The 23,396-nt window shown below is 62.2% G+C and carries 16 protein-coding genes and 1 pseudogene; 5 read left to right on the top strand and 12 right to left on the bottom strand.

Annotated elements, in window-relative coordinates:
* Window position 1: 1 nt before the first annotated feature.
* Window positions 2-1,395, bottom strand: a pseudogene (gabP, locus tag BM70_RS31660) (GABA permease).
* Window positions 1,396-1,949: 554 nt separating this feature from the next.
* Here gabP and BM70_RS0128620 point away from each other — a divergent pair.
* The 5 genes from BM70_RS0128620 (at window position 1,950) to BM70_RS0128600 (ending at window position 6,155) form a co-directional block, all read left to right on the top strand.
* Entirely contained in the window at window positions 1,950-2,723 is a 774-nt protein-coding gene (locus BM70_RS0128620) for an ABC transporter ATP-binding protein (protein ID WP_025859203.1), read from the top strand.
* 13 nt (window positions 2,724-2,736) lie between these two features.
* On the top strand, window positions 2,737-3,489 hold the full coding sequence (locus tag BM70_RS0128615) for an ABC transporter substrate-binding protein (RefSeq protein ID WP_003187758.1): 753 nt from the start codon (window positions 2,737-2,739) through the stop codon (window positions 3,487-3,489).
* A 74-nt stretch (window positions 3,490-3,563) separates the two neighbouring features.
* The gene (locus tag BM70_RS0128610; protein WP_025859202.1) at window positions 3,564-4,259 is read left to right on the top strand and encodes an ABC transporter permease; all 696 of its coding nucleotides are present in this window, start codon (window positions 3,564-3,566) and stop codon (window positions 4,257-4,259) included.
* 38 nt (window positions 4,260-4,297) lie between these two features.
* On the top strand, window positions 4,298-4,987 hold the full coding sequence (locus tag BM70_RS0128605; protein ID WP_025859201.1) for an ABC transporter permease: 690 nt from the start codon (window positions 4,298-4,300) through the stop codon (window positions 4,985-4,987).
* Window positions 4,968-6,155: a methyltransferase gene (locus BM70_RS0128600; RefSeq protein WP_025859200.1), complete on the top strand. Its 1,188-nt coding sequence runs from the start codon at window positions 4,968-4,970 to the stop codon at window positions 6,153-6,155. Before BM70_RS0128605 ends, BM70_RS0128600 begins: the two co-directional genes overlap by 20 nt.
* 241 nt (window positions 6,156-6,396) lie before the next feature.
* On the opposite strand, the gene bcsQ (BM70_RS0128595) is transcribed toward BM70_RS0128600, so the two are convergent.
* From bcsQ (BM70_RS0128595) to BM70_RS0128545, 11 genes are all read right to left on the bottom strand, one after another.
* Window positions 6,397-7,332, bottom strand: a complete 936-nt coding sequence (gene bcsQ, locus BM70_RS0128595) for a cellulose biosynthesis protein BcsQ (RefSeq protein WP_025859199.1) — start codon at window positions 7,330-7,332, stop codon at window positions 6,397-6,399.
* Between the two features lie 176 nt (window positions 7,333-7,508).
* Window positions 7,509-8,633 carry a cell division protein FtsQ gene (locus tag BM70_RS0128590; RefSeq protein ID WP_025859198.1) on the bottom strand — a complete coding sequence of 375 codons (1,125 nt, stop codon included), beginning with the start codon at window positions 8,631-8,633 and terminating at the stop codon, window positions 7,509-7,511.
* 12 nt (window positions 8,634-8,645) lie between these two features.
* A complete protein-coding gene (locus BM70_RS0128585; RefSeq protein ID WP_025859197.1) occupies window positions 8,646-10,061 on the bottom strand; it encodes an MBOAT family protein in 1,416 nt (471 codons plus the stop codon).
* A 17-nt stretch (window positions 10,062-10,078) separates the two neighbouring features.
* Complete coding sequence (locus BM70_RS0128580) at window positions 10,079-10,744, bottom strand: alginate O-acetyltransferase AlgF (protein WP_025859196.1); 666 nt, start codon at window positions 10,742-10,744, stop codon at window positions 10,079-10,081.
* Complete coding sequence (locus BM70_RS0128575; RefSeq protein ID WP_025859195.1) at window positions 10,744-11,406, bottom strand: SGNH/GDSL hydrolase family protein; 663 nt, start codon at window positions 11,404-11,406, stop codon at window positions 10,744-10,746. The genes BM70_RS0128580 and BM70_RS0128575 overlap by 1 nt, the downstream gene beginning before the upstream one ends.
* Before the next feature lie 12 nt (window positions 11,407-11,418).
* Window positions 11,419-15,309, bottom strand: coding sequence for a cellulose biosynthesis protein BcsC (locus tag BM70_RS0128570; RefSeq protein ID WP_025859194.1), 3,891 nt, complete (start codon window positions 15,307-15,309; stop codon window positions 11,419-11,421).
* Window positions 15,291-16,499 carry a cellulose synthase complex periplasmic endoglucanase BcsZ gene (gene bcsZ, locus BM70_RS0128565; protein ID WP_025859193.1) on the bottom strand — a complete coding sequence of 403 codons (1,209 nt, stop codon included), beginning with the start codon at window positions 16,497-16,499 and terminating at the stop codon, window positions 15,291-15,293. Before bcsZ ends, BM70_RS0128570 begins: the two co-directional genes overlap by 19 nt.
* Entirely contained in the window at window positions 16,496-18,730 is a 2,235-nt protein-coding gene (bcsB, locus tag BM70_RS0128560; protein WP_025859192.1) for a cellulose biosynthesis cyclic di-GMP-binding regulatory protein BcsB, read from the bottom strand. Before bcsB ends, bcsZ begins: the two co-directional genes overlap by 4 nt.
* Window positions 18,727-20,946: a UDP-forming cellulose synthase catalytic subunit gene (gene bcsA / locus BM70_RS0128555; protein ID WP_025859191.1), complete on the bottom strand. Its 2,220-nt coding sequence runs from the start codon at window positions 20,944-20,946 to the stop codon at window positions 18,727-18,729. Before bcsA ends, bcsB begins: the two co-directional genes overlap by 4 nt.
* Entirely contained in the window at window positions 20,943-22,019 is a 1,077-nt protein-coding gene (gene bcsQ / locus BM70_RS31655) for a cellulose biosynthesis protein BcsQ (protein WP_025859190.1), read from the bottom strand. Before bcsQ (BM70_RS31655) ends, bcsA begins: the two co-directional genes overlap by 4 nt.
* 796 nt (window positions 22,020-22,815) lie before the next feature.
* Window positions 22,816-23,103 (bottom strand): hypothetical protein, encoded by a 288-nt coding sequence (locus BM70_RS0128545; protein ID WP_256220952.1) that lies wholly within the window; start codon window positions 23,101-23,103, stop codon window positions 22,816-22,818.
* Window positions 23,104-23,396: the final 293 nt, after the last annotated feature.

Here is a 23,396-nt window from a genome sequence, read left to right as displayed (position 1 = left end):
CCTAGTTAAGTGCCGCAGCACCTACCCTCTGGGCCTTGCGGCGGCTCGCCACGATCAGCCCCGCCGCCACCACCAGCACGCTCAGCACGCCGGTCGCAATGATCTCGACCCGGTGCGCTTCCTGGAACAGCATGATGGTCAGCGTACCCACGATGAACACCATCACCGCGTAGGTCAGGCCTGGGAACAACCACATCTTGAAGACAATCTTCTCGCCCGCCGCCGTGCGCTTCTGGCGCATGCGCAGTTGCGATACCGCGATCACCAGGTACACCAGCAACGCGATGGCGCCGGAACTGGCCAGCAGGAACTCGAACACCGCCGCAGGCGCCACGTAGTTGGCGAATACCGCCAGGAACGCAGCGCCGGTGGACAGCAACACCGCCCAATAAGGCGTGCCGCTCTTGTTGGTGCGCTTGGCCACGGCCGGTGCATCACCGCGACGGCCCAGGGAGAACAGCATGCGCGAAGCGGTATACAGCGCCGAGTTCAAGCAACTGGTCACGGCAACCAGTACCACCAGGTCGACGATCAGCTTGGCATTCGGGATGCCCATGCGTTCCAGCACGGTCTGGTAGGAACCTACGGCCGCCAGGGTCGGATCGTTCCAAGGCACACAGGGGACACGACGATAAAGATCGACAGCAGGTAGAACAAGCCAATCCGCCAGATCACCGAGTTGGTGGCCTTGGTGATTTGCTGGCCTGGGTTCTTCGATTCAGCGGCGGCGATGGTGACGATCTCGGTGCCCATGAACGAGAACATGGTGGTCAGGATCGCGGCCAGTACTGCGCCCATGCCGTTTGGCATAAAGCCCTGGGTGTCGAACAGATGGGAAACACCGCTGACCTGGCTGGTCGGCAGGAAACCGAAAATCGCGGCCAGGCCAAGGATCACAAAGCCCACGATCGCCACGACCTTGATCAACGCAAACCAGAACTCGAATTCACCGTAGTTCTTCACGCTGAACAGGTTGGTCGCCGTCAGCAGCAAGGTGATGATGAGGGTAAAGGCCCAGATGGCTACATCCGGGAACCAGGCGTGCAGGATGGTCGCGGCAGCGTTGGCTTCCAAAGGAATCACCAGCACCCAGAACCACCAGTACAACCAGCCGATGGTAAACCCGGCCCAGTGACCGATTGCGCGATCGGCGTAAGTCGAGAACGAACCGGTGTCCGGTGACGCCACGGCCATTTCGGCGAGCATGCGCATCACCAATACCACCAGCGTACCCGCCGCGGCATAGGCCAGCAGTACGGCCGGGCCGGCGGCAGCAATCGCGTGGCCGGAGCCGACAAACAAACCGGCGCCGATTACACCGGCAATCGACAGCATGGTGACGTGACGCGGTTTGAGCCCCTGTTCGAGGTCATTGGAGCTTTGCGTACTACTCATTGACACACCTTTACGAGGAATTGCGAAAACGGTCCGCCCGGCCTGGGATCTTTCTCGTGAAAAGAAACCAACAGGGCGTTCTTTATTTTTTACGCAAGATTTGCGCCAAAATGTTACAGAGCCGCTATTGACGCGGGCTACGGGAGAATTCAACAAGCGTCGCAAGTCATTGAGAACAATGGCATTCCGCTATAGCGTTACCGTGCGACCCACATTCAAGACGAATAAACGCACCATAAACACACACAAAAAGTACGTGACGCCCCATAAAAGGGCTGATAAGCACCGTTTACCCGGTTAACCCTTCCAACACCCGGCCAAAGCTGGCACCATCGCGCCCTTTTTTACGCGAAACCGGTGGCTTTTCGGGTTCAAACGGTTGTTCGGTTGTTGATGGCGCGACACGCTGCTGTGCCGATGCGACACCCTGCCACACACCACCTGTTTACCCTCGGCCGCGCTGTTGGCTGCCATCAAGACGCTATGCTAGCTTGGCGCCTCGCCAGGAAGGCGGCCCAACAGCAGGATCGCAACGAACACAATGAGGACCCCACATGGCCGAGGCCACGCCCGCGCTTGAAATCCGCAACTTGCATAAACGCTATGGTGAGCTGGAGGTACTCAAGGGTATCTCGCTGACCGCTCGCGACGGCGATGTGATCTCGATCCTGGGTTCCTCCGGTTCCGGCAAGTCCACCTTCCTGCGCTGCATCAACCTGCTGGAAAACCCGCACCAGGGCCAGATCCTGGTGGCCGGCGAAGAACTCAAGCTCAAAGCCGCGAAAAACGGCGAGCTGATGGCCGCCGACGGCAAGCAGATCAACCGCCTGCGCAGCGAAATCGGTTTTGTGTTTCAAAACTTTAACCTGTGGCCGCACATGAGCATCCTCGACAACATCATCGAGGCCCCTCGTCGTGTGCTCGGCCAGAGCAAGGCCGAAGCCATCGAAGTCGCCGAAGCCCTGCTGGCCAAGGTCGGCATCGGCGACAAACGCCACGCCTACCCCGCGCAACTGTCCGGCGGCCAGCAACAACGGGCGGCGATCGCGCGCACCCTGGCGATGCAGCCTAAAGTCATCCTGTTCGACGAGCCCACGTCGGCCCTTGACCCGGAAATGGTTCAGGAAGTACTTAATGTGATCCGCGCGCTGGCCGAAGAAGGCCGCACCATGCTGCTGGTCACCCATGAAATGGGCTTCGCCCGCCAGGTGTCCAGTGAAGTGGTGTTCCTGCACCAGGGCCTGGTCGAAGAGCAAGGATCGCCACAGCAGGTGTTTGAAAACCCGCTTTCGGCGCGCTGCAAACAATTCATGTCCAGCAACCGCTAACGGAGCAACATGCATGCAGAACTATAAAAAATTCCTTCTGGCCGCAGCCGTCTCGATGGCGTTCAGCGCCACGGCCATGGCAGAAACCTTGAAAATGGGGATTGAAGCGGCCTACCCGCCGTTCAACAACAAAGACGCCAGCGGCAACGTCGTGGGCTTCGACAAGGACATCGGCGACGCCCTGTGCGCCAAGATGAAGGTCGAGAAGTGCGAAGTGTATGTGTCCGACTGGGACGGCATCATCCCGGCCCTGAACGCCAAGAAGTTCGACTTCCTGGTGTCCTCGCTGTCGATCACCGACGAGCGCAAGCAGGCCGTCGACTTCACCGACCCGTACTACTCCAACAAGCTGCAGTTCATCGCGCCTAAAGCCACCGCCGACTTCAAGACCGACGCCGCTTACCTCAAAGGCAAGGTCATCGGTGCACAGCGCGCGACCCTGGCCGGTACTTATCTGGAAGACAAGCTGCCGGATACCGAAGCCAAGCTCTATGACACCCAGGAAAACGCCTACCTCGACCTGACCTCCGGTCGCCTCGACGGCATCCTGGCCGACAAGTACGTGCAGTACGAATGGCTCAAGAGCAAAGACGGTTCCGCCTATGAATTCAAAGGCGACCCGGTTGTAGAAAGCGACAAGATCGGTATCGCCGTACGCAAGGGCGACCCGTTGCGCGAGCGCCTTAACAAAGCGCTGGCAGAGATCAAGGCAGACGGCACCTACAAGAAGATCAACGACAAGTACTTCCCCTTCAGCATCGAATGATCTGAACGGTATGCCCGGCGCGCTCAGTTGAGCGCGTCGGCTTTTTGCAATGCCTGCCGCGATATGAAAACACCATGAATTTCGATCTCTACGGATTCGGCCCGGCGCTTGCCGCTGGCGCGCTGATGACCGTCAAACTGGCGCTCACGGCCCTGTGCCTGGGGCTGGTGCTCGGCCTTGCCGGTGCCTTGGCCAAGACGTCCCCGTACAAGCCGTTGCAATGGCTTGGCGGCGCTTACTCGACCATTGTTCGCGGTATTCCAGAGCTGTTGTGGGTGCTGCTGATTTACTTCGGCACGGTCAACCTGATGCGTGCCCTCGGGGAGTTCTTTGGCAACCCCGACCTTTCCCTCAGTGCCTTTGCCGCCGGGGTGATCGCCCTGGGCCTGTGCTTTGGCGCCTACGCGACGGAAGTGTTCCGTGGCGCGATCCTCGCCATTCCCAAAGGCCACCGTGAAGCCGGCATAGCCTTGGGGCTGTCGAAGTTCCGGATCTTCACCCGGTTGATCATGCCGCAGATGTGGCGCATCGCCCTGCCGGGCCTTGGCAACCTGTTCATGATCCTGATGAAAGACACCGCGCTGGTATCGGTGATCGGCCTGGAAGAAATCATGCGCCATGCGCAGATCGGCGTGACCGTCACCAAGCAGCCATTCACCTTCTTCATGGTCGCCGCCTTCATGTACCTGGGCCTGACCATCCTGGCCATGACCGGCATGCATTTCCTGGAAAAACGCGCCGCCCGCGGCTTTGCAAGGAGCACCCAATGAGCGGCGACTACAGCTGGCTGGCGCATTTCGACCTGGGCCTGAACTGGGCCGTGATCATCAAGTGGCTGCCCAAACTGGCCCAGGGCGCCATCCTGACCCTGGAGCTGGTGGCCATTGCGGTAATCGCCGGCCTGTTGCTGGCCATTCCGCTGGGTATCGCACGCTCCTCGCGTCGCTGGTATGTCAGCGCCCTGCCCTATGCCTACATTTTCTTCTTCCGTGGCACCCCCTTGCTGGTGCAGTTGTTCCTGGTCTACTACGGACTGGCGCAGTTCGACTCAGTGCGTGGGAGCTTCATGTGGCCCTACCTGCGCGATCCGTTCTGGTGCGCCACCGCCACCATGACCCTGCACACCGCCGCCTACATCGCCGAGATCCTGCGCGGCGCGATCCAGGCCATCCCGCCAGGCGAGATTGAGGCGGCGCGTGCGCTGGGCATGTCCAAGCCGAAGACACTGTTCTACATCATCCTGCCGCGCGCCTCGCGCATCGGCCTGCCCGCGTACAGCAACGAAGTGATCCTGATGCTCAAGGCCAGCGCCCTGGCCAGTACCGTGACCCTGCTGGAATTGACCGGCATGGCGCGGACCATCATTGCCCGTACGTACTTGCCGGTAGAGATCTTCTTTGCCGCCGGCCTGTTCTACCTGTTGATGGCGTACGTGCTGGTACGCGGCTTCAAACTGCTGGAACGCTGGCTGCGCGTCGATGCCTGCCAAGGACGTTGAGGCTCGTTTCCAGGCGCTGGATGCGTTCCTGATCGAGCACCAAGGGCTGTGGAAACCACGGCCCTTTACGCATCGCCAGTTACCCTGGGAAGCCGACCACCCCGACCTCGCCCAGTGGCTGCGCCAACGCTCGTTGGCCGAGGCCGAAGCCAGTCACAACCATCCCCATGACCTCGCCGCGCCGACACCTTTTCCACAGCTTGCTGCGCAAGCCCGGCAGCTCAGTGCTGTGGATAAGTTACCGACACAACCCCTGCACGCCGCTCGCCATCGCCTGAATGTCGATGTTCCGGGTCGCAAGTGGGAACAGATTGAAGCCTTCGGCGCGGCACTGCAGTTTGCACAGACACCCACACACTGGCTTGACTGGTGCGCGGGCAAAGGCCACTTGGGTCGGCGCCTGCTACACGCCGATCAAGCGCTGACCTGCCTGGAATACGACCCGGCGCTGATCGCCGCAGGCCAAGCCTTGAGCGACCATCACGGCTTGCCGGTCACCCATCGCCTGCAAGACGTGATGGCCGACGTGGCAATTGACCCCGAACACACACCCGTCGCCCTGCACGCCTGTGGCGACTTGCATGTGCGCCTGCTGCGCCTGGCCAGCGCGGCCGGCTGCAAACAACTGGCGCTGGCGCCCTGCTGTTACAACCGCATCCACGCCGACACCTACCAGCCGCTGTCGCACGCAGGCCGCGCATCTCACCTGCAACTGTCGGTCGATGACCTCGGCCTGCCCCTGAGCGAAACCGTCACCGCCGGCAAACGCGTGCGCTGGCAACGGGACACGTCCATGGCACGGCGCCTGGGTTTCGATCAATTGCAACGCGAACTGCGCGGTCTCGACGAGTACTTGCCAACGCCGTCCCTGCCGGCCAGTTGGCTGGACAAACCCTTTGCGGACTACTGCCGGGAGCTGGCACGTCTCAAAGGGTTATCCACAGGTGAACAGGAGTGGGCTGCGCTGGAAGCAAACGGCTGGCGCCGCTTGGCCGAGGTCAGGAACCTGGAATTGCTGCGTGGTCTGTTTAGGCGCCCGCTGGAGCTATGGCTGGTGCTGGATCGGGCATTGTTTCTCGGTGAAAACGGCTACAAGGTCGAAGTGGGCAGCTTCTGCGAACCTGCATTGACGCCGCGCAACCTGATGGTGCTCGCCGAGCGCGATTAAGGGGCAAAATGGCCGCGGCGCAGCCTGTGGATAACTCTGTTGATGGAATCTTTACAGAGCCTGTAGCCATCTGCGCTACAGGGCAAAAGCCACGCTGGTCATTTTTTGTTCACAAAATAAAACGCACGCAAAACAGGCAGTTGCGGCGTGATGAGAACGACTCCACAAAATGGCTGTTTCGTGACATGTCTATCCAACCGATTGTGCATAAGCATCTGGCGTTAAGCGTATAAACCGCGATTTATAGATGTTTTCTACGCGCAATCAACAACCGGCAAAGCTCATGGATATCGTCCCCCGCCAAGCTCAATGCCTGGCTATCCAACGGGTCGGTACCGAACGCCAGCGCCTCGCTGATCGCCATGTCGCGGTGCACCTCCAGCGGCTCCCTCGTGCCCAGGCGTTGCTTGAACGCTTCAACCATGTCCAGGCTGAAGGCATCGTCCTCGTCCAGTTGGTTGATCACAAAGTGCACATGCGGCGGGCGCTCACGTTCAAGGTGTGGCGCCAGCAGGCCGTCGAGTTGGTCCAGGGTGCCCAGGGAAGCGGCATCGGCCTGGGTCACCACCAACACCACATCGGCGACGCTCAAGGCTTGATGGAAGTAGACGTTGTTGCCGGCGGGCGTATCGATGATCACGGTGTGACGGGCGCTAAGGTCCAAGGCTGACAGGCGCTGTGCCAGCCAGCCCGGCTCTTGTTTGAGCCAGCGTTGCAAGTCGTCCTGTTGGCGCAGGTCGGTGTCGCCAAAGGTGATGACCCGGCTGCCGACAAAGCCGGGCTGTTGGAGAGTGTCCCAATGCGCATTGAGCAGGCTGGTCGGGCCGATGCCCGGCGAGTTCGGGTTGACCCCGAAGTGCATCCGCAGGGCGTTCTGGGGGTCGAGGTCCACGGCCACCACTGATTCCCCCAAGCGCTGCAAACCGCTGCTCAAGGTCGTGGCCAGGGTACTGCGCCCGACGCCACCATTGACCGACACCAACGCTACCACGCACGGACGCCGTACAGCCTTATCTACGGGCTGGGACTGCGTATGTGCGTTGGAGGTTCGAGAGGGGAACGGGGTGCCGTCATCCACGGGGATACTGCCGAAGAAATGCAGCCGTGCATTCAACCCTTGGGGGTCACGGCTGACATCCTTGCCTAACAGAACGAGAAGACCCTCAGCGAAGCCCATCACACATTCCTCATCACGGCGAAGCTCAAAGACGTGAAAAGGTCAGCTGATACGACTGCTTACCGCAGGTCTTTTTGTAGTCGCCCTAGTGCAGTCAGTCTGCTTCAAGCTCACAAAAGTGTCATTATTTTGATGGAAAGACTGTCTATTTTTTAGACAAACGGCAAATCGTCAAATTACTGACCAGGCGTAATTGAATCGTATGGGGTTTGCAGGTCTCGCTCCGGAATTTCCCAAATCAATAACTTGGGCGGGGTCTGCTTGAAGGCTGGGCTGTCAAAGTAAGCCTTGGCCGCGCCAGAAAACTCGCCGCCGTCCTTGCTGAAATTGCCGACTGGCGCATTCAGGGCCTTTTGCAGGAAGCCGACAAAGTTGGAATTGCGCGAGAACGACGTGCCGATCAGCGCCACATTGGGCAGGCCGGCGTCGCCAAACAGGTCGTCGGCATCGCGGGTTGCGCCTCCGGCTTCATGGGCAGTGCTGGCCGCGACCGACTCGCCTGGCGGCTGCAGCTGGGGCGGCAGCCAATCGAGACCGGCCAGGCGCACGAGATCACCCGGGCGTACGGCGAGGGGCGCCTGGGTGATCTCGAACGTCTGCTCCGGCGTAGCCTGGATGCCGCGTTGCTGGATACGCTGCGCCAGCGCCTGGGCACCGGCGTCGGCGCCGATTTCGCTCCAGTGGGTGTCGGTGCGCAGGTAGGCCTGGTCGCCCAAGGGTTTCAATGTGTCGGTCAGGTCCAGCGCGGAAACACCCGCGGCCTGCAACACGGCAGTCCAATCCCGGACCCGGCTATCGAGCGCTGCCGGGCGGTACAGGCCGCAACGCTGGGCGGCGGCGATGCGGCTCTTGTCCGGCACTACCACCACTTGCAGGTCGATACCTTTCTGGCGCAATTGTTTTTGCAGGTCGATCACCGCCTGGGCCTTGGTCTGGGCATTGGCGTCGGCATGGCGGTTGATGCGCAACTCATCGCTGATAAACAGCCAGCCAGGGCAACCCGTGCGCACACGCGGGCCGGTATCGCCGAACGCCAGCCAACTGCCGCCGCGCTCGAGGTTGGCGGCCTGGATCGCCATCGGCGCCTTGGCCAGCTCCTTGGCAAACCGGTGCGTCAGGTCGCCATGCAGCAGCATGTCGCTGTCGACCTTGGCCGGCACATAGCTGATCGGCCCTTTCACCATCAGCCAGGCGCAGGACAACAGCCCCGCCGCCAGGAAGGGCACCAGCACCCACGCCGCCAGGGGGCTGGTGCGTACGGCCAGTTCACTCGGAGGCGTCGGCGCAGTAGGAGCGGGCATGGTCGGGCGTCCTCAAAACTGAAAGTACAGAAAGGGTACGGCGTCACGACTGGCGATCAGCGCGAACGACAACACAAACCCGGCGACCGGCCACAGCGAAGCCGCCACCACAAACCACGGCTGCGTGCCGAACCGCTGTTCGCAACGCACCTGCCAGATCGGCGCGATGATGCACACCAGCCCCAGCAACGCCGCCATGCCATGGGCCGGGCGCATGGCCACGGCCATCGCGTCACCCAGGCCAATGCCATGCATACCGAACTGGCCGGCGTACAGGGTCAGCGCCGAATGGAAGTCCGGTGCGCGGAACAGGGTCCAGGCCAGGCACACAAACAGCAAGGTGAGGATGTGCGACAGCACCGGCGGAATGCTCGGCAGGCTCGACCGCGACCACGCCCGGTCAACGCACAACGCCACGCCGTGGGCCGAACCCCACAGCAGGTAGTTCCAGCTGTCGCCGCCGTGCCACAACCCGGCAATCGCCATGGTCAGGAACAGGTTGCGATAGGTGCGCCACACACCGTCACGGTTGCCACCGAGGGCGATGTACAGGTAGTCGCGCAACCAACTGGACAACGACAAGTGCCAGCGTCGCCAGAAGTCCTGGATGCTGCTGGCCAGGTACGGTCGGTTGAAGTTTTCCGGGAAGTGAAAGCCCAGCATCAGGCCCAGGCCGATGGCCATGGCGCTGTAGCCGGCGAAGTCGAAAAACAGTTGCAGCGAATACGCCAGGCAACCGATCCAGGCGTCCACCAGGCTCGGGTTTTCCAGGTGGAAGGCAATGTCCACCAGCGGCGACAGGGTGTCGGCCACCAGCACTTTCATGCCCATGCCGATCATGAAACGCCGCGCGCCCAGGGAGAAATTCGCCCAGTTGAAATAGCGCTGGTTCAGCTCGCGGCGCACCCAGTCGTAACGAATGATCGGGCCCGCAATCGAGTGCCCGAACATCGAGATATAGGTGGCGTAATTGATGAAGCTGCGCTCCACCGGCACCGTATGCCGGTGCACATCCACCAGGTAGGAAATCGCCTGCAACACGATGAACGACAAGCCAGCCGGCAAGGCCACGCGCTGCCAGTCCAGCGGCATCGCACCGTACCAGGTGATCACCTCGCTCACCGTGCCGGCGACGATGTTGGCGTACTTGTACCAACACAGCACCGCCGTGTTGAACACGATCAACGCGATCAACAGGCGCACGCGGCCCTTGCCGTCCTCACGGGAGCGGTCCACCAGCAAGCCACCGACCCACGCCACCACGGTCAGCACCATGTGCAGGAACAGGAACAACGGGCTCAACCAGCCGTAGAACAACCAGCTGCCGATCAACAGGATGACGTTGCGCCAGCTCGGACGAGCCAGCGCATAAATCAACAGGAAAGCCGGCAAGAACAGCGTGAGGAATTCGAGTGAGGCAAAGACCATGGTGGTGTCGGGCCCGATCAGTTAGCGAGCGAATCAGGCGCGAACAACAACCGTGAGCCCGTGGCGGATGGCAGCGCCAACACGCTGTAGCGTTCGCCGGCCTTGAGGCTGAAGGTCAGCGGCTGGCCGACCGGCGCACCTGCGCACTTGAGCTGCACCGACAGTTCCACCGGGTTGATCATGCGGCGCTGCACCGAACCTTCCGCAACCTGTTTGAACAACTCGGCCTTTTGTGCCACCGCTTCGAGGCTGGCGTCGGCGCACGCGGCGTCGGCGTTGATGAACGCCAGGGAGGCTTTCAGCGCATTGAAATCATCCGGTTGCTCATGGATCACCACTTGGCGAATGCCGCCGTTGGCATCCGCCACTGCCACCACGGTGGCGAACTCGCCCGGGGCCACGGTGACGGCCAGGTCAGCCGTCTTGCCGCCCTGGCTCAACACCCCCTTGATAGGAGCACTGCCGCCCGACACCGGCAGGTAGTCGGAAACCAGCTTGTCGCCGGCCAATACCAGGCTGGCCTTGGAACCGTCGGCGACCAGTTTCAATTCGCTGGCGGTGCCATTGGCAAACCGCAGGAACGCCGAGTCTTTTTCCGGCCCGGTGGGGTACAGCGGAATATCGGCGCTCCAGGCGCTGACGCTGGCGAGCAAGGTCGCCAGGCCCAGGGTGAGGCGCTTCATCACTTGGCTCCCTTCACGGCATCCGCCGGCAATGCCGACAGCGCGCCGCCGATGGCCTTGGCCCACTTCTGGTAGCCGTCGATGGTGAAGTGCTGGCCGTCAGTGGTGATCCACTCGCCCGGTTTGGAGAAGGTCAGCGAGTCGATGTAAGTGCACGGCGCCACGTTGGTTGCCAGGAACGACGACATCAGCTTGGTGCGTGCGTCATCCTTCTTGTACATGCTGCCGACCTTGCCCCAGGCCGGGCCGACCCACACGCATTTGGTGCCGGTTTCGCTGACGGCCTTGGTCAGCGAGGTCACGCTCTTCCACGCCCAGACTTTGGGGAACTGCGGGTCAGGGTAGGAGGCCATGGTGTCGCCGATGATGATCACCACGAGGTCCGGCTTGTCCTTGGCGATCAGGTCCTTGACCGGCGTGGTGCTCATGGCGTTTTTGCCGAACACCTGAGGCTTGCCACCCGGCAACTGCTCGGCACCACAGTCGACTTTCTTCGGCACGATCCAGTCGGCCGCACCGGCGCCGCAGGCACCGATGGTGTGGACCTTGGCGCCTTGGGCGGTGAGGTTGGCTTGCAACGGGTCCAGCAAGTGGTCCGGGAAGCTCAAGTGGCTTTCGCCGAGTACCAGCAGGGTCAGGCCGGCAATTGCAGAAACAGGCATGGATGACTCCTATCAATTCGAATAAGGGGAACGGTAAGGGCTGACCGGCAAGGGCATAGGCCCGCTCAGGTCTTCAAACAGGTAGCGCAGGTAGGCGTTGCCGACGTACTGGCGATAGTCCTGGGCGTTGTCGACACCGACTTCGCCACCCAGGTAAAAGCGTGAGGTGAGACGGTATTCAGCGGCTGCGTTGAGGCTGTAGCCGATGCCGGTCTTGCTGCTGCTGTTGTATTTCGGGTTTTCAAACGCTTCCTGCAGATCCTTTTCCGTCGGGAAATAATCGGCGCCATCTTGCGCGATATGCTGCACGCCCACCGAGCTTTTCAACTCATAGCTGAAGCGATCGAAGCTCTGCGCCCAACGCACCGGAACAGCCAGGGAGAAGAAGCGCTGCGGGCTGAAGTAGCCGCCATTGCCGTAGGTGTAGTTACCCTGGTTGTCCTTGAAACCCATGGCCATGCCGCTGATGCCCAGCGTGAGGGTGTCGGTTGGTGTATTGCGCAGGTACCAGTAGACGCCACTGCCCAACTCCATGCGCGTGTTGTCTTCGACGTGATTGCCGAGCAACTGGTGTAACGACGCATAACCGTAGGCACCCATTTCCTGGTTGTCGTAGCTCAGTTCGGCACGCCCGCCGTTGGCAGTGACACCGCCCCACTTCTTCTCGATGACCTCTCCATCGGCGGTGGTGATCCGTGCTTTCGAACCAGCAAACGAGGTCACGCTGTCAGTGACCGGCCGCCGCGAAACACTCACGCCATAACGCAGGTTGCCGCCTTCGGTGAACGGTCGATTCACACTCACGCCACCGACCACCGTGTTGTAGGTGAAGCCCACCGGGCTGACACCGATGTCGGCCTTGACGCCTTGCGCCGGGTCTTCAACCGCGACCGCCAGGCCGACACCGTTTTCTCTCTTGGCGCCATCCTCACCTGCACCGGCACCAAAGCGCGCCGCAGAAATGGCCTTGACCGTCCCGGAACTCAAGCTCACCGGCGTCGCACGCAACGCCACGTTGTAGTCACCCACCGGCATGCGCGCCTCGAATGGCGTCTCCACGTCGGTGATTTTGCTCAAGCCACTTTCACCGTTGTTGCTGCGCACGCTCAGGCCTTGCACCAGGTAAGGGCTGCGATCACGCAGCAGGCCATCGAGGGCACGGCGCGCCGGGCTCAGGGTCGGATTATCCAGCGCGGCGATGCGCGTAGGTGGCACGAACGGGTCGCTCAGCTTGTTCGAAGGCGCAAAGCCGGCGGCGGCCACTGTATTTCCAGGCGTCGTTACCGGCGCGGGCATGACGTTGGCCGGTGCGTCGATCGGCGGAGGCACGGCGCCACGGTCAACGGCCAGGTCGGTGATCTGGCGGCGCTGACCCGGCAGGCCAACGAACGGGTTGTACGCCACGCCCTGTGCATCCGCCAAGGCCGAACGGGCCTGGGTGCGCTGGGTGTTTTCGATGGCCAGCGCCCGACGCAGCAACTCCGCTGCTTCGGCATTGCGGCCCAGGCCCTGATAGATCTGCCCCGCCGCCGTCAGCGTCTCGGCACTGGTCGGGTCCAGCCGCAGCGCCTTGTCGGTGGCCGACTCGGCCAGGCTACGGTTACCGCCCTTCAAGGCGATACCGGCCAGGCCCAGTTGCAGGCGTGCGTTATTGGGGTTCTGCTGCACGAGCGGCTCGTAAAGCGCCATGGCTTTCTTGCCGTCGCCGCCGTCGGCGTACATGCGCGCCAGCACCGCAATGGCCGAGGTGTCATGGGGCCGCTGCACCAGTGCCGGCGAGAGCATGTCGTAGGCGGCCACCAGGTCGTTCTTCTCGCGCAACGCATCGGCTTGCTTGACCCGATACTGGAAGATCAGGTCTTCGTAGCGTTGCCGCCCGGCATCACTCAGCGACTGGCCCTGCATGCCGCGCAGGATGTCGCCGGCCTCGGTGTAGTGGTTGGCCTTGAGCAGCACGCCCGCGTAGAGCAGCCTCTGGTCGGCAGTCGGATCAGGCGTGCTGTCCAGCACACCTTGCATGATCTGCAAGCCTTCTTCCGGCGCGCCAACGTCCACATAGGCAGACGCCAACACCGCCAGGCGCTCGGGCTTTTTACCCGCCAGCGTCGCGCTGCGCCCCAGCAACGCCAGGGCTTCCGGGCGTTGGCCACGGCGAGCGCTTTCGATCGCGATTTCGGTCTGCTTGTGCAAGGCGATATCACTCGCCAACTCATTCATATCGGCGGTGCGCTGGCCGGCAGGAATGCGCGACAGTGTCGCATCGGCGGCTTTCCACTCGTCCAGTTCAACCGACAGCAAGGTACTGGTGTACAGCGCGTCCGGTTGGTTGGGCTGGCTTTTGAGCAGGCCGTCAAGCAAGGCGCGGGCATTGCGAATCTGCCCGTCGCGCAGGTAAACCCGCGCCAGGGCGAAACGCGTCCAGGGGTTTTCCGGGTCGGCGTCGAGCGCCTGCTGATACGCGGCTTGCGCGGCTTTCAGGTCGCCACGCTGATCGGCGACCTTGCCCAACTGGGTCGCGCGCATGGCCTTGATTTTCACGTTGGAGGACAACTTCGCGCGGTCCGCTGCAGACACCGAGTCGATCAGCTTCAAGGCTTCTTCCGGGCGGCCCGATTGCGACAGCACGCCGATCAGGCCATTCAACGCGTCGGCGTCGCCAGGGTTGCGCGCCAGCACTTTGCGGTAGCTGGCTTCGGAGGCGTCGAATTGATTGTCCTGGGCCTGGAAACCCGCGAGCGCCACGGTGGCATCCGCCCGGCTCGGATTCAGGCGCTCGGCCTGCGCGGCCAAGTCGCGAGCCTGGCTGCTGCGGCCGGCAGTCTGCGCGTCCCGGGCCTGGTTCAGAAGGCTCCAGTAACGCACGTCATTCAGGGCTTTTTGCCAGGCCGCACCGCCGGGCAAACGGGTGGCCTGGGCCAGGTAATTCTCCGCCTCGCTGAAGCGCTGCTGCTGTTGGCGCAACACGCCCATGCCGCCGAGGGCATCGACATCGTTGGACTTTTCCGCCAGACGCGCCACCAGCAGTGGTTCGGCGGTTTTCAGGTCACCCTCGTCGAGGGCCTTGAATGCCTTGACCAGCTTCGGATCACGCTGCCAGCCACCGTCACCTTTGCCTTGGGCAATGCCCTTGTTCATCAGCTCACGGATCTCGCTGTCGTCCGGGTGCTTGGCAAGGAATTCCTGGAACAATGACACTTGGTCACGGTTGGGTGCGCCGAGCCAGACCAACGCGAAGCGCCAGCCTTCGTCAGCGGCGCCGCCGACTTCGTTGTTGGGCGCCAGGCGCGCCATGGCGCGGATCCCCTCGACGCGGGTGCCGGGGTTACGCGCCAGGTGCCGAGCCAGGAACAGCGCGGCAATCGCGTCATCGGGCCGCTCACGCGTCACCCGTTGCAAGCCGGCGATGCCTTCGGCAGTGCCCTTGGGGGTGAAGGCCAGGGCGTTGTAATACTCACGGGCGATCAAGCCTTGAGGCTGGCGATCCTGGAAAATCTGGCGGTACAACGCGACAGCCTGTTCGCGCTCTTCGACCGGCTCGCCCAGCTCGCGGGCCTGCTCCAGCAACTTGGCATTGGCGGGTACGTTGACCAGGATGTCCTGCTCAAGCTGCAACGCCTGGCGTGGCAGCGGCGAAATCGCGCGCAGGCGGGCCAGGTACTGTTGCGCCTCGTCCGGGTGCTGCTGTTGCACCTGGATCAGGCCCAGGCCGTACAGCGCGTCCGGCTGTTCCGGGCTCAGGCCCAACAGCTTCTGCCAGGACTCGGTGGCCCGTTCCGGGTTTTTCTTCGACTGCCAGTAGTAACCCTGCTCGATCAGCAAGGCTTGGGGGTCGGTGGTCGCGGCCAGGCTGGCGCTGGACACCAGGGCAGCCACTATCGCGAGGGCTAGCGTGTGACGGCGCATGCGCCCTCCCAGAATAATTTGACCGTACCGTCCTGTTCAAAGCGGTACTTTTGATCGGTAAAGCCTTGGCTGAACAGGCTGAGCACGTAGTCGTAATACACCGGCTGCGCGCTATCGGGCGCCGACGGGGCCATGGCCTTGCCCAGCACGTCGTCCAGCTTGTTTTTCTGCAGTTGCATCAGGGCCGTTTCGCCACGCGCCTGGAAGAACACCAGGGCCGACGCCGAAAAGCCCAGCGGCGAAAAGCCGTTGTTGTTTTCGGCAGCACCGCTGAGCACGTGGATCTTCTCCGGCGGCAAGCCACTGGGAGACGCCGCCGTCGCACGGGAAAAACCAGCCAACGCCTTGAGCATCGGCGCCGCCAGGGGATCAGCCTTGGCGGTCATGCCGGCCCACAGGTAAGTGCGGATGGCGTCGTAGCTGCCGAGGTCATCGGAATACGGGTCGACCACAAACACGCCGGCATTCGCGCCGGTAGCGCGGTAGCCCACCCAGTTGGCGGCGATACCGTGGGGGTTGCTCTTGAGGTCGGCGAGCATCTTGGCGTTGCTCTCGGCCACGTCGTTCCAGCCGCCGTTGGGTCGTTCCTTGTGGAAGCGTCGCAGCTGCGCCAGCACCTGGTAGCTGGGGTTGAAACGCCACAAGCCGTCGGGGTAGCTGAAGCCTACCGGCCCCGGCAACAGCATCTTGCCCAGGCCTGGTACGCGCACGATCAACGTCTTTTCGACATTGGCCAACACCCACTGCGCGTCGGCGCGATACTGCGGCACATTCCACACACGCGCCGCTTCCAGCAACGCGTAGGCCACCCACAGGTCAGCGTCGCTGGCAGAGTTGGCGTCGATCACGCCCCACTCGCCGGTCTTGGTCTTGCCCCACAGCCAACCTGGCAGGTTGCGGCTGATGTCGTTGCCGGCCATGTTGGCCTTGGTCCAGGTCCAGAGCTTGTCGAAGCGCGCACGGTCGTTGCCCACCAGGGCGAAGAACATCGCGTAGGACTGGCCTTCGGAATTGCTTTCGCTGGGGTTCAGCGATGAGTTCAGCACCCGCCCGTCATCCTGCACAAAGCGCGTCGCGTAGTTCTGCCACAACGGCCACTGCGCGTCGCACGTCTGCGCCTGGGCCTGGGCCTGGGCCGCGCCGGCGAACAGCGCGACGCCCAACGCAGCCCAACCGGCTTTACGCATCATGCCAACCGCCGTTTTGCACGTGCCCGCAGGGACAGGTAGACCAGGCAGCTCACGATCGCCAGGCCCAGGAAGGTGAACAGCAGCATCCAGCCCAGGTTCTGCGACAGTCGCCATTGCACCTGCTTGAAGAGCCCCAGCTTGCCGACGTAATACTGCTGGTCGGCCACCAATGAACTGACCTGCGTGCCTTGCACCACCGCGAGGCTGCCCTGGATGGTGTCCTTGAACTGATCACCGCCGATCAATACGGCCGTCGCAGCCTGCAGGCCTTCGGGCTTGGTGCTGGAGATCAGCACCACACTGCGACCCGCCTTGAGCGGCGACTCGAAGCCGGCAAACCAGGTGCTGGTGCTCAAGCTGTTAAGGCTGATCGCGGCGTTGGCGGCGTGCTTGTTGGCCTCGGCGTCAGGGCTGACCCAGTTGCTCACGTAGCGCGGCAGGTCGGACAATTTGAAGTGCTGCTGCGCCCCGTCAATGTTGGCCGGCAGGTACTGCTGCCACTGCTTGAACAACGGCTGGTCAGCACCGGTGGCGATCACCAGCAAGTCCTTGTCGGCCACGCTTTGCACGTCCTTGGCCTGCACCACCTTGACCGCAGTGGCCGGGTAGCCGGTGGACTCGCCAAAGCGACCGAGGATGGTGAGGTAGGCGCTCAGCTCGTCGGTGCCGAAGGTGTCCGGCAATACCACCGCCGACTCGGAAAGGTCCGCCAGGCGCGTGAACGGGAAGCCGGCATCGTTGAACACACCCAGGTTAGGCATGGCGATGAAATGCTGGTAGCCGCTGATGTCCAGGCTCGAATCCGGGTCGATGGTGCCGCGCATGTTATCGACGATGATGTCGCGGCATTCGCCTTCCTTGATGTAGTCGTACATGAAGCGCAGTTGCAGCTTGGACATCGGTGACGCCGAGCTGATCGGCAGCAGCACCGTGGCTTCGCGCGGCAGCGTGTTGTCTGTCTGCAGCATGCTCAGCAGGGTCTTGCCGTCCGCCAGGCTGGTGATCGACGGCAGCGGCATGGACTTCATGAACTGGTCATCCATACCCACCAGCAACGACGAGTTTGTCGACACCTGCTGCGGCGTGTAGCGGTATTTGAGGTGCAGCGGCACGCCTTCTTCACGCCAGTTGAACAGGTCGGGCGGCAGGCGGAAGTCGACGTTGATGGCGCCCGGGTTGTAGCCCGCGACGCTGAGTTTTTTCAGCTCGACCAGTTCACCGAGGCGTACCGGGCGATCACTCGGCACCCAGTTCGGCGCGTCGTAGGGGCGACGCGGTGCCAGGCTGTCGAGTTTGTCGATCACCACGCTGCTGCCAGCCAGCACCGGGTTGCCCAGCGCCACGGCCGTGGCCGCACGCTTGAGCTCGGCACCATCGCGGCCCGACACGATCAGCAATTTGCCCTGCGGGTCGTTGGGGTTGGCGATGAGGTTCAGGGTCGGCCCGGTGGCCTGTGCAACCTTGACGCCGTTGACGTCGACCGCACTCGGGCTCAGCACCAGCACAATGGCATTGCCTTTGGCCGGGATCGAGCCGTAGGTGGTGGGGAACGTCGCGCCACGGTAGCTGGCCAGCGCGCCGAACCACGACGACAAGGTGGCCGCCGCTTCCAGCGTGGCGTTGTCCGGCGCGGTGGCAAACACGAATGGCAGGCTGAGCTGGCGCGCATCGCGTTTGTCGAAGAACGGCAGCGGCAACACCGACAGGTCGTTCTTCAACTGGATCTGCGACACCTGCAGTTTCAGCTCGCTGCTGTTGCTGATTTTTGCCCACAGGCTGCTGTGCAACGGGTCTTCGCAGGACATGCTGTAGTGACCGATGAACTGCACGCGCAGGCGGTTGAACTCGGTGATCAGGTGCGGCGGGATCTGCACCAGCGTCTGTTGTGCAGTGCCCGCGCCCTCTTTGGTCAGCGGGATACTGGCCGCCACTTCATCGTTGACCAGCACGTTGATCTGCGACAGGTCAGCCAGCAACGCCGGCGAGTAGCTGTAGTTGAGCAGCACTTGCGCACCGGTCACCACCTGGTCGGCGCGGATGTCGAAGTTGACGCTGTCGGACGACTCCACACCCTGCAGGTTCATGGTGTCGCGACGGCCCAACTGCTTGAGAGTCAGGCTGTAACCGCTTTCGGCAGCCTGCACCAGCGAGCTCAGGCCCAGCAGCGAGGCAATCATCAACGTGAGTGCCGCGCGCATGCGCGTGCGCGCAAAAAACAAAGTGGAAGTCATGGCTTGTCCATCAACGTGTCGAGCGGTTGTGAGGGGGTGCGGCGCAGGGCCATTCGCAATTCGTGCAGGGTGGCGCGGCACAGGGTGAACAGGCCGCCAATGCCAATGCCACCGACTTCACGCAGGGCCGCCAGCGGCGTGTCGGGCTGGCCGGAGCCCCAACTGGCGGCCCAGGTATCGGCACGGGAAAACGTCAGGCGTACCAGCTCGCTTTGCTCGCGCAGCGACAGCGATTCAAATTGCGCCCCGATCTGCGAGCCCTTGCTGAACGCGACCCGCGCCTGGAACAGACTATCCTGGCCATTTCGCGACAGCACCAATTGCACCCGTTCGCCCTGGCCGATGGAGTGGCCATCGTTGAGGATCAGGCCAAAGCCGTTCTGGGAGAAGTCCTGGGTGATACCGGCGAGTACCCGGCCATCGGCGCAGATCACGCTGACCGGCAGTCTCGCACTCACGCGCGGCTCGGAACGCACCTGGCGTGTCTCGGACGCCACGGCCACGGCGGCGCTGGTGATGATCAGGTTATAGAGGGTCCATGTCAGGTTGATCACCACGGTCACGGCGGTGGACTCATCGCCCCAGATCAACTGGTGCACGCCGAAACCGATACCGACCAGGTTCACCAGCAACAGCACCAGGTACGGGCGCGCCAGCTTCCAGTCGAAGAACTGCTTGTCGATGATGCCGCCCTTGTCGGTCACGTTGAAGCCACCGGCCTTGGGATTGACCAGCGCCACCAGCACCGGCGGCAGGATGTACCAGGCGAGTACGGTCTCGTACACCTCGTTCCAGAACGAGTGGCGGAAACGCCCCTGGATCCGCGAGTTGGTCAGGCTGGAGTGCACCAGGTGCGGCAGCACGTAGGCCACGATCATCAACGCCGACGCGTGGAAAATCTCGGCGCCGAACACCAGGTAGGCCAGCGGCGCGGTGAGGAACACCAGGCGCGGCAAACCGTAGAAGAAGTGCAGCATGGCGTTGGCGTAGCAGATGCGCTGGCCCCATTTGAGGCCCTTGCCCAGCAGCGGGTTGTCAGTGCGGAAAATCTGCGCCATGCCCCGCGCCCAGCGAATACGCTGGTTGATGTGGCGCGACAGGCTTTCCGTGGCCAGGCCAGCGGCTTGCGGGATGGCCAGGTAAGCGGTGTTGTAGCCCAGGCGGTTGAGCTTGAGCGCGGTGTGGGCGTCTTCGGTCACGGTCTCGACCGCCACGCCGCCGATTTCCAGCAACGGCTCACGGCGGATCACCGCACAGGAGCCACAGAAGAAGGTGGCGTTCCACAAGTCGTTGCCGTCCTGCACCAGGCCGTAGAACAGCTCGCCTTCGTTGGGCACGGCGCGGAAGGTGTCGAGGTTCTTTTCGAACGGGTCCGGCGAGAAGAAGAAGTGCGGCGTTTGCAGCATCGCCAGCTTCGGATCTTTCAGGAACCAGCCCAGGCTCACTTGCAGGAAGGAGCGCGTCGGCACGTGGTCGGCGTCGAACAGGGCGATGTATTCGCCGTCGGTGACCTTCAACGCTTCGTTGAGGTTACCGGCCTTGGCGTGGATGTTGTTGTCACGGCGAATGTAGTTCACGCCGATCTTGCGGCAGAAGTCGCGGAAGTCGTCGCGACGGCCATCGTCCAGCACGTGGACGCGCAGCTTGTCCTTGGGCCAGTCCATCGCCTGGGCGGCGAAGATGGTCAATTTCACGATGCTCAGGGCTTCGTTATAGGTGGGGATAAACACGTCGACCGTCGGCCATTCTTCCGGCTCGGTCTCGAGCCATACCGGCGTGCGGCGCAGTGGCCACGCGGTTTGCACGTAGCCGAAGATGAGCACCACCAAGGCGTAGAACTCGGCCGCGACCAGGCCGTAGCCGAAGAACATGTCGACCCAGGTTTCAAAGCCGAGAGTGGAAGTGAGGCGCCAGAACATATAGCGCAACGACGCCACCAGCGACAGCACCACCAGCGCGAGGATCGCCAGGCGCCCCGGAATCTTGCGCAGCACCAGCACCGCCACGAAACACACCGCAGCAAACAGGCATTGAGTCACAAGGTCCAATGGCGCGCAGATAATCGCCAGCAGCAGCAAGCCACCGACCACGCAACTGCCCACCACCAGCAGCAGGCGCAGCACCGCAGGCCAGCGATTGAAGCGTGCGATGGCACCGTTCAGGCGCCGTTCAGCGCGCCCCTCGACGAAGGGCGTGGAGGACGTATTGTCGGTCATGGAAGGTCCGAGTCGAGGCGTTCGAGCAACGCGCGGCACAGGGCAAGGACGTCCTGGCAGCCGATACTGTTGACGGTAGGGTCGAGGGGGTCACGCCCATAGGCCTGGGCTTCGCTGAACGAAAGGTCACGATGCACCGTGCCCAGCAAGGCACTGCCCAGGCGTGTCTTGAACACCTCGGCCATGTCCAGGCTGAAACGGTGGGCAGCGTCCAACTGGTTGATCACGTAGAAGCGTTGTGGCGGTTTCTCACGCTCCAGGTACGGCGCGAGCATCGCGTCCATCTGCGCCAGGGCGCCGAACGAAGCCACGTCCGGCTGCACCACGACCAACACGGCGTCGGCAACCGACATCGCCTGGCTCAAATACGGCGTGTTGCCGGCCGGGACGTCGATGATCACCGTGTCCTGGCCGTTCAATTTAAGCCCGCCCAAGCGCTTGCCCAGCCACTCGGCATCCTGGCCCAGCCAGCGATTCAAACTCTTTTGCTGCTCATGGTCGGTGCTGCCGAACGTTACCAGCCGGCAACCGGCAAAGCCGCGCTCGGGCAGGTTGCCCCAGCCTTCATTCAGCAGGCTGGTGGCACCGATGCCGGGAATATCAAGGCCCAGGCACAGGTGGTGACGCAAGGCATCTTGCGGGTCCATGTCCAGGGCCAGCGCCGGGCGGCCCTGACGCTGCAAGCCACTGGCAAGCGCCGCGGTGAGGGTGCTGCGGCCGACGCCGCCTTTGATCGAGACCACCACCACGATTTTCGGCGTGGTCGGCTCCGAGTACACCTCACCTTGAGGCCCCTCCACCACTTCGGGCGGGTGCAGGTGGTCGGCTTCACCGTGGTTCAGCTCTTCCAGCAGGCGCAACAACGGCGCTGACGGGGCTTCGTCCAGGACAGTGGCAACCACGGGCGGGGTAGGCATTGGAGCGACCAGGGGCAAGTCGGCGGCAATGGCCGGCGTTTCCAGAACCTCTACTGCATCCTCGATGTACTCGTGGACGAAATCGATCTCCCGGTAGCCACTGGGGCTGACGCCCAGCTTGTTGAATAGTTTTGAAATGTCATCTGCCCGACTCACATTCTGCCCCTCCCCACCCTGATTTGCGCTTTAAAGGCGATAAAAAGGCCAGCAATGTGCTGACCTTGAAGTTTCTAGTTATGTGAAGTCGGGCGCATTCTGTGATATCACAATGATGGTGTCAGTATTTTGATTATTTCAGGCCAATTTTATCCGACGAGCGGCATGTCGCCATTTTTATGACGATTTTTTGGCAAAAAACACATTCGCTGCAAAAACATCAACTTGCGGTATTTTCCCGGCAAGATTACTGATCAATCGGACAAAAACGGCACAAAACTGACATTTCTGTCTCGGCGCCTGGAGCGAGTCGAAAATTTTACTACACGATTCCGCGATTAAACTGACGCTTTATATCGCGCGACAGAATACGCAAACCCCGATGCGATTCAAGGGGAAACCAGCCCAACGGTCGTCCCAAAATCGCCGCCAACGCCAAGCCCGATGGATCACTGTGTATTCAGCCCCGGCGCCGCCTATAAGTAAGCAAAACCCGCGCCGTTCGACTCAGACCCAATACCTTGCGCGCACTCAATCGCCCCCTCGATTGAACCGGAGGATACTCACCCTGGACTGGAATACCTTGATCGCCGTCAGCCTGCTGGCTTTTGCTGTAAATAAGCGGCGTTGTGCCAGCGCTTTGGATGGATGTGCGAATGACCTGTCGAAGCACATCAAGCTCCCCAGCCTCTGTGGTGAGGGAGCGTGCTCCCGCTGGAGTGCGCAGCACGCCAAACGGTCTACCTAAGTGCAACTGAACCAGACGGACGCCCGCGTTTAGCGCACCCCGGCGTGATTAACGAACACGCCGCTCCGTAAAAAACGCATAATCCGCCGGGCTCGCCGCCACCCTCACATAATTCACCGTATCCGGGTCCACCCACTTATAGGTGTACACATCCGGCGTACGCACCCCGTCCGTGCGCAACTCATTCCTCCCATCCGCCGCCGACCACGCGCCCTGCTCGGTCTGGATCACCTGCGTCTGCTGTGCGTTGCGGAAAAAGGTCATAGTGAAGCGACCATCAGGCTTGAGCTGATTGGTCCACGACAGGAACTGGCACCTGTCGGTCTGCGTGCGCAAACCTTTCCAGGTCCCCACCAACGCCGAATCGTTGACCGGCGAGTGGCTGGCGCATGCGCCGAGCGTGGCGGTGAAGAGAATGAGAGCGAGCGTCCGTTTTACGTGGGGCTTCCTTTGGTTTGGATGGCTGCGCCTGCGCCTGGCAGCGAGGGATGAATCCGACCTTCTCCGGGGCGAAAAAGGGGCAGACGCGGCTTTCGCAAAAATAGTCAGAATTCAGGGGTTTACAGAACCTTGCCAATCGCTATAATCGTCGCCCTAACACGCCGGTATAGCTCAGTTGGTAGAGCAAC

The sequence above is a fragment of the Pseudomonas sp. CHM02 genome (assembly GCF_000612585.1).
Taxonomy (GTDB): domain Bacteria; phylum Pseudomonadota; class Gammaproteobacteria; order Pseudomonadales; family Pseudomonadaceae; genus Aquipseudomonas.
Note: the sequence above shows the minus strand (reverse complement) of the source record. Positions and strands in the feature narration are given on the sequence as shown.

Coding starts and splice junctions, on each gene's coding strand:
- bcsZ (WP_025859193.1), bottom strand. CDS start 16,499: ATGATGCGTAAAGCCGGTTGGGCTGCGTTGGGCGTCGCGCTGTTCGCC.
- BM70_RS0128575 (WP_025859195.1), bottom strand. CDS start 11,406: ATGCCTGTTTCTGCAATTGCCGGCCTGACCCTGCTGGTACTCGGCGAA.
- bcsA (WP_025859191.1), bottom strand. CDS start 20,946: ATGACCGACAATACGTCCTCCACGCCCTTCGTCGAGGGGCGCGCTGAA.
- BM70_RS0128570 (WP_025859194.1), bottom strand. CDS start 15,309: ATGCGCCGTCACACGCTAGCCCTCGCGATAGTGGCTGCCCTGGTGTCC.
- bcsQ (WP_025859199.1), bottom strand. CDS start 7,332: ATGGGCTTCGCTGAGGGTCTTCTCGTTCTGTTAGGCAAGGATGTCAGC.
- BM70_RS0128610 (WP_025859202.1), top strand. CDS start 3,564: ATGAATTTCGATCTCTACGGATTCGGCCCGGCGCTTGCCGCTGGCGCG.
- BM70_RS0128590 (WP_025859198.1), bottom strand. CDS start 8,633: ATGCCCGCTCCTACTGCGCCGACGCCTCCGAGTGAACTGGCCGTACGC.
- BM70_RS0128585 (WP_025859197.1), bottom strand. CDS start 10,061: ATGGTCTTTGCCTCACTCGAATTCCTCACGCTGTTCTTGCCGGCTTTC.
- bcsB (WP_025859192.1), bottom strand. CDS start 18,730: ATGACTTCCACTTTGTTTTTTGCGCGCACGCGCATGCGCGCGGCACTC.
- BM70_RS0128580 (WP_025859196.1), bottom strand. CDS start 10,744: ATGAAGCGCCTCACCCTGGGCCTGGCGACCTTGCTCGCCAGCGTCAGC.
- BM70_RS0128620 (WP_025859203.1), top strand. CDS start 1,950: ATGGCCGAGGCCACGCCCGCGCTTGAAATCCGCAACTTGCATAAACGC.
- BM70_RS0128615 (WP_003187758.1), top strand. CDS start 2,737: ATGCAGAACTATAAAAAATTCCTTCTGGCCGCAGCCGTCTCGATGGCG.
- BM70_RS0128600 (WP_025859200.1), top strand. CDS start 4,968: ATGCCTGCCAAGGACGTTGAGGCTCGTTTCCAGGCGCTGGATGCGTTC.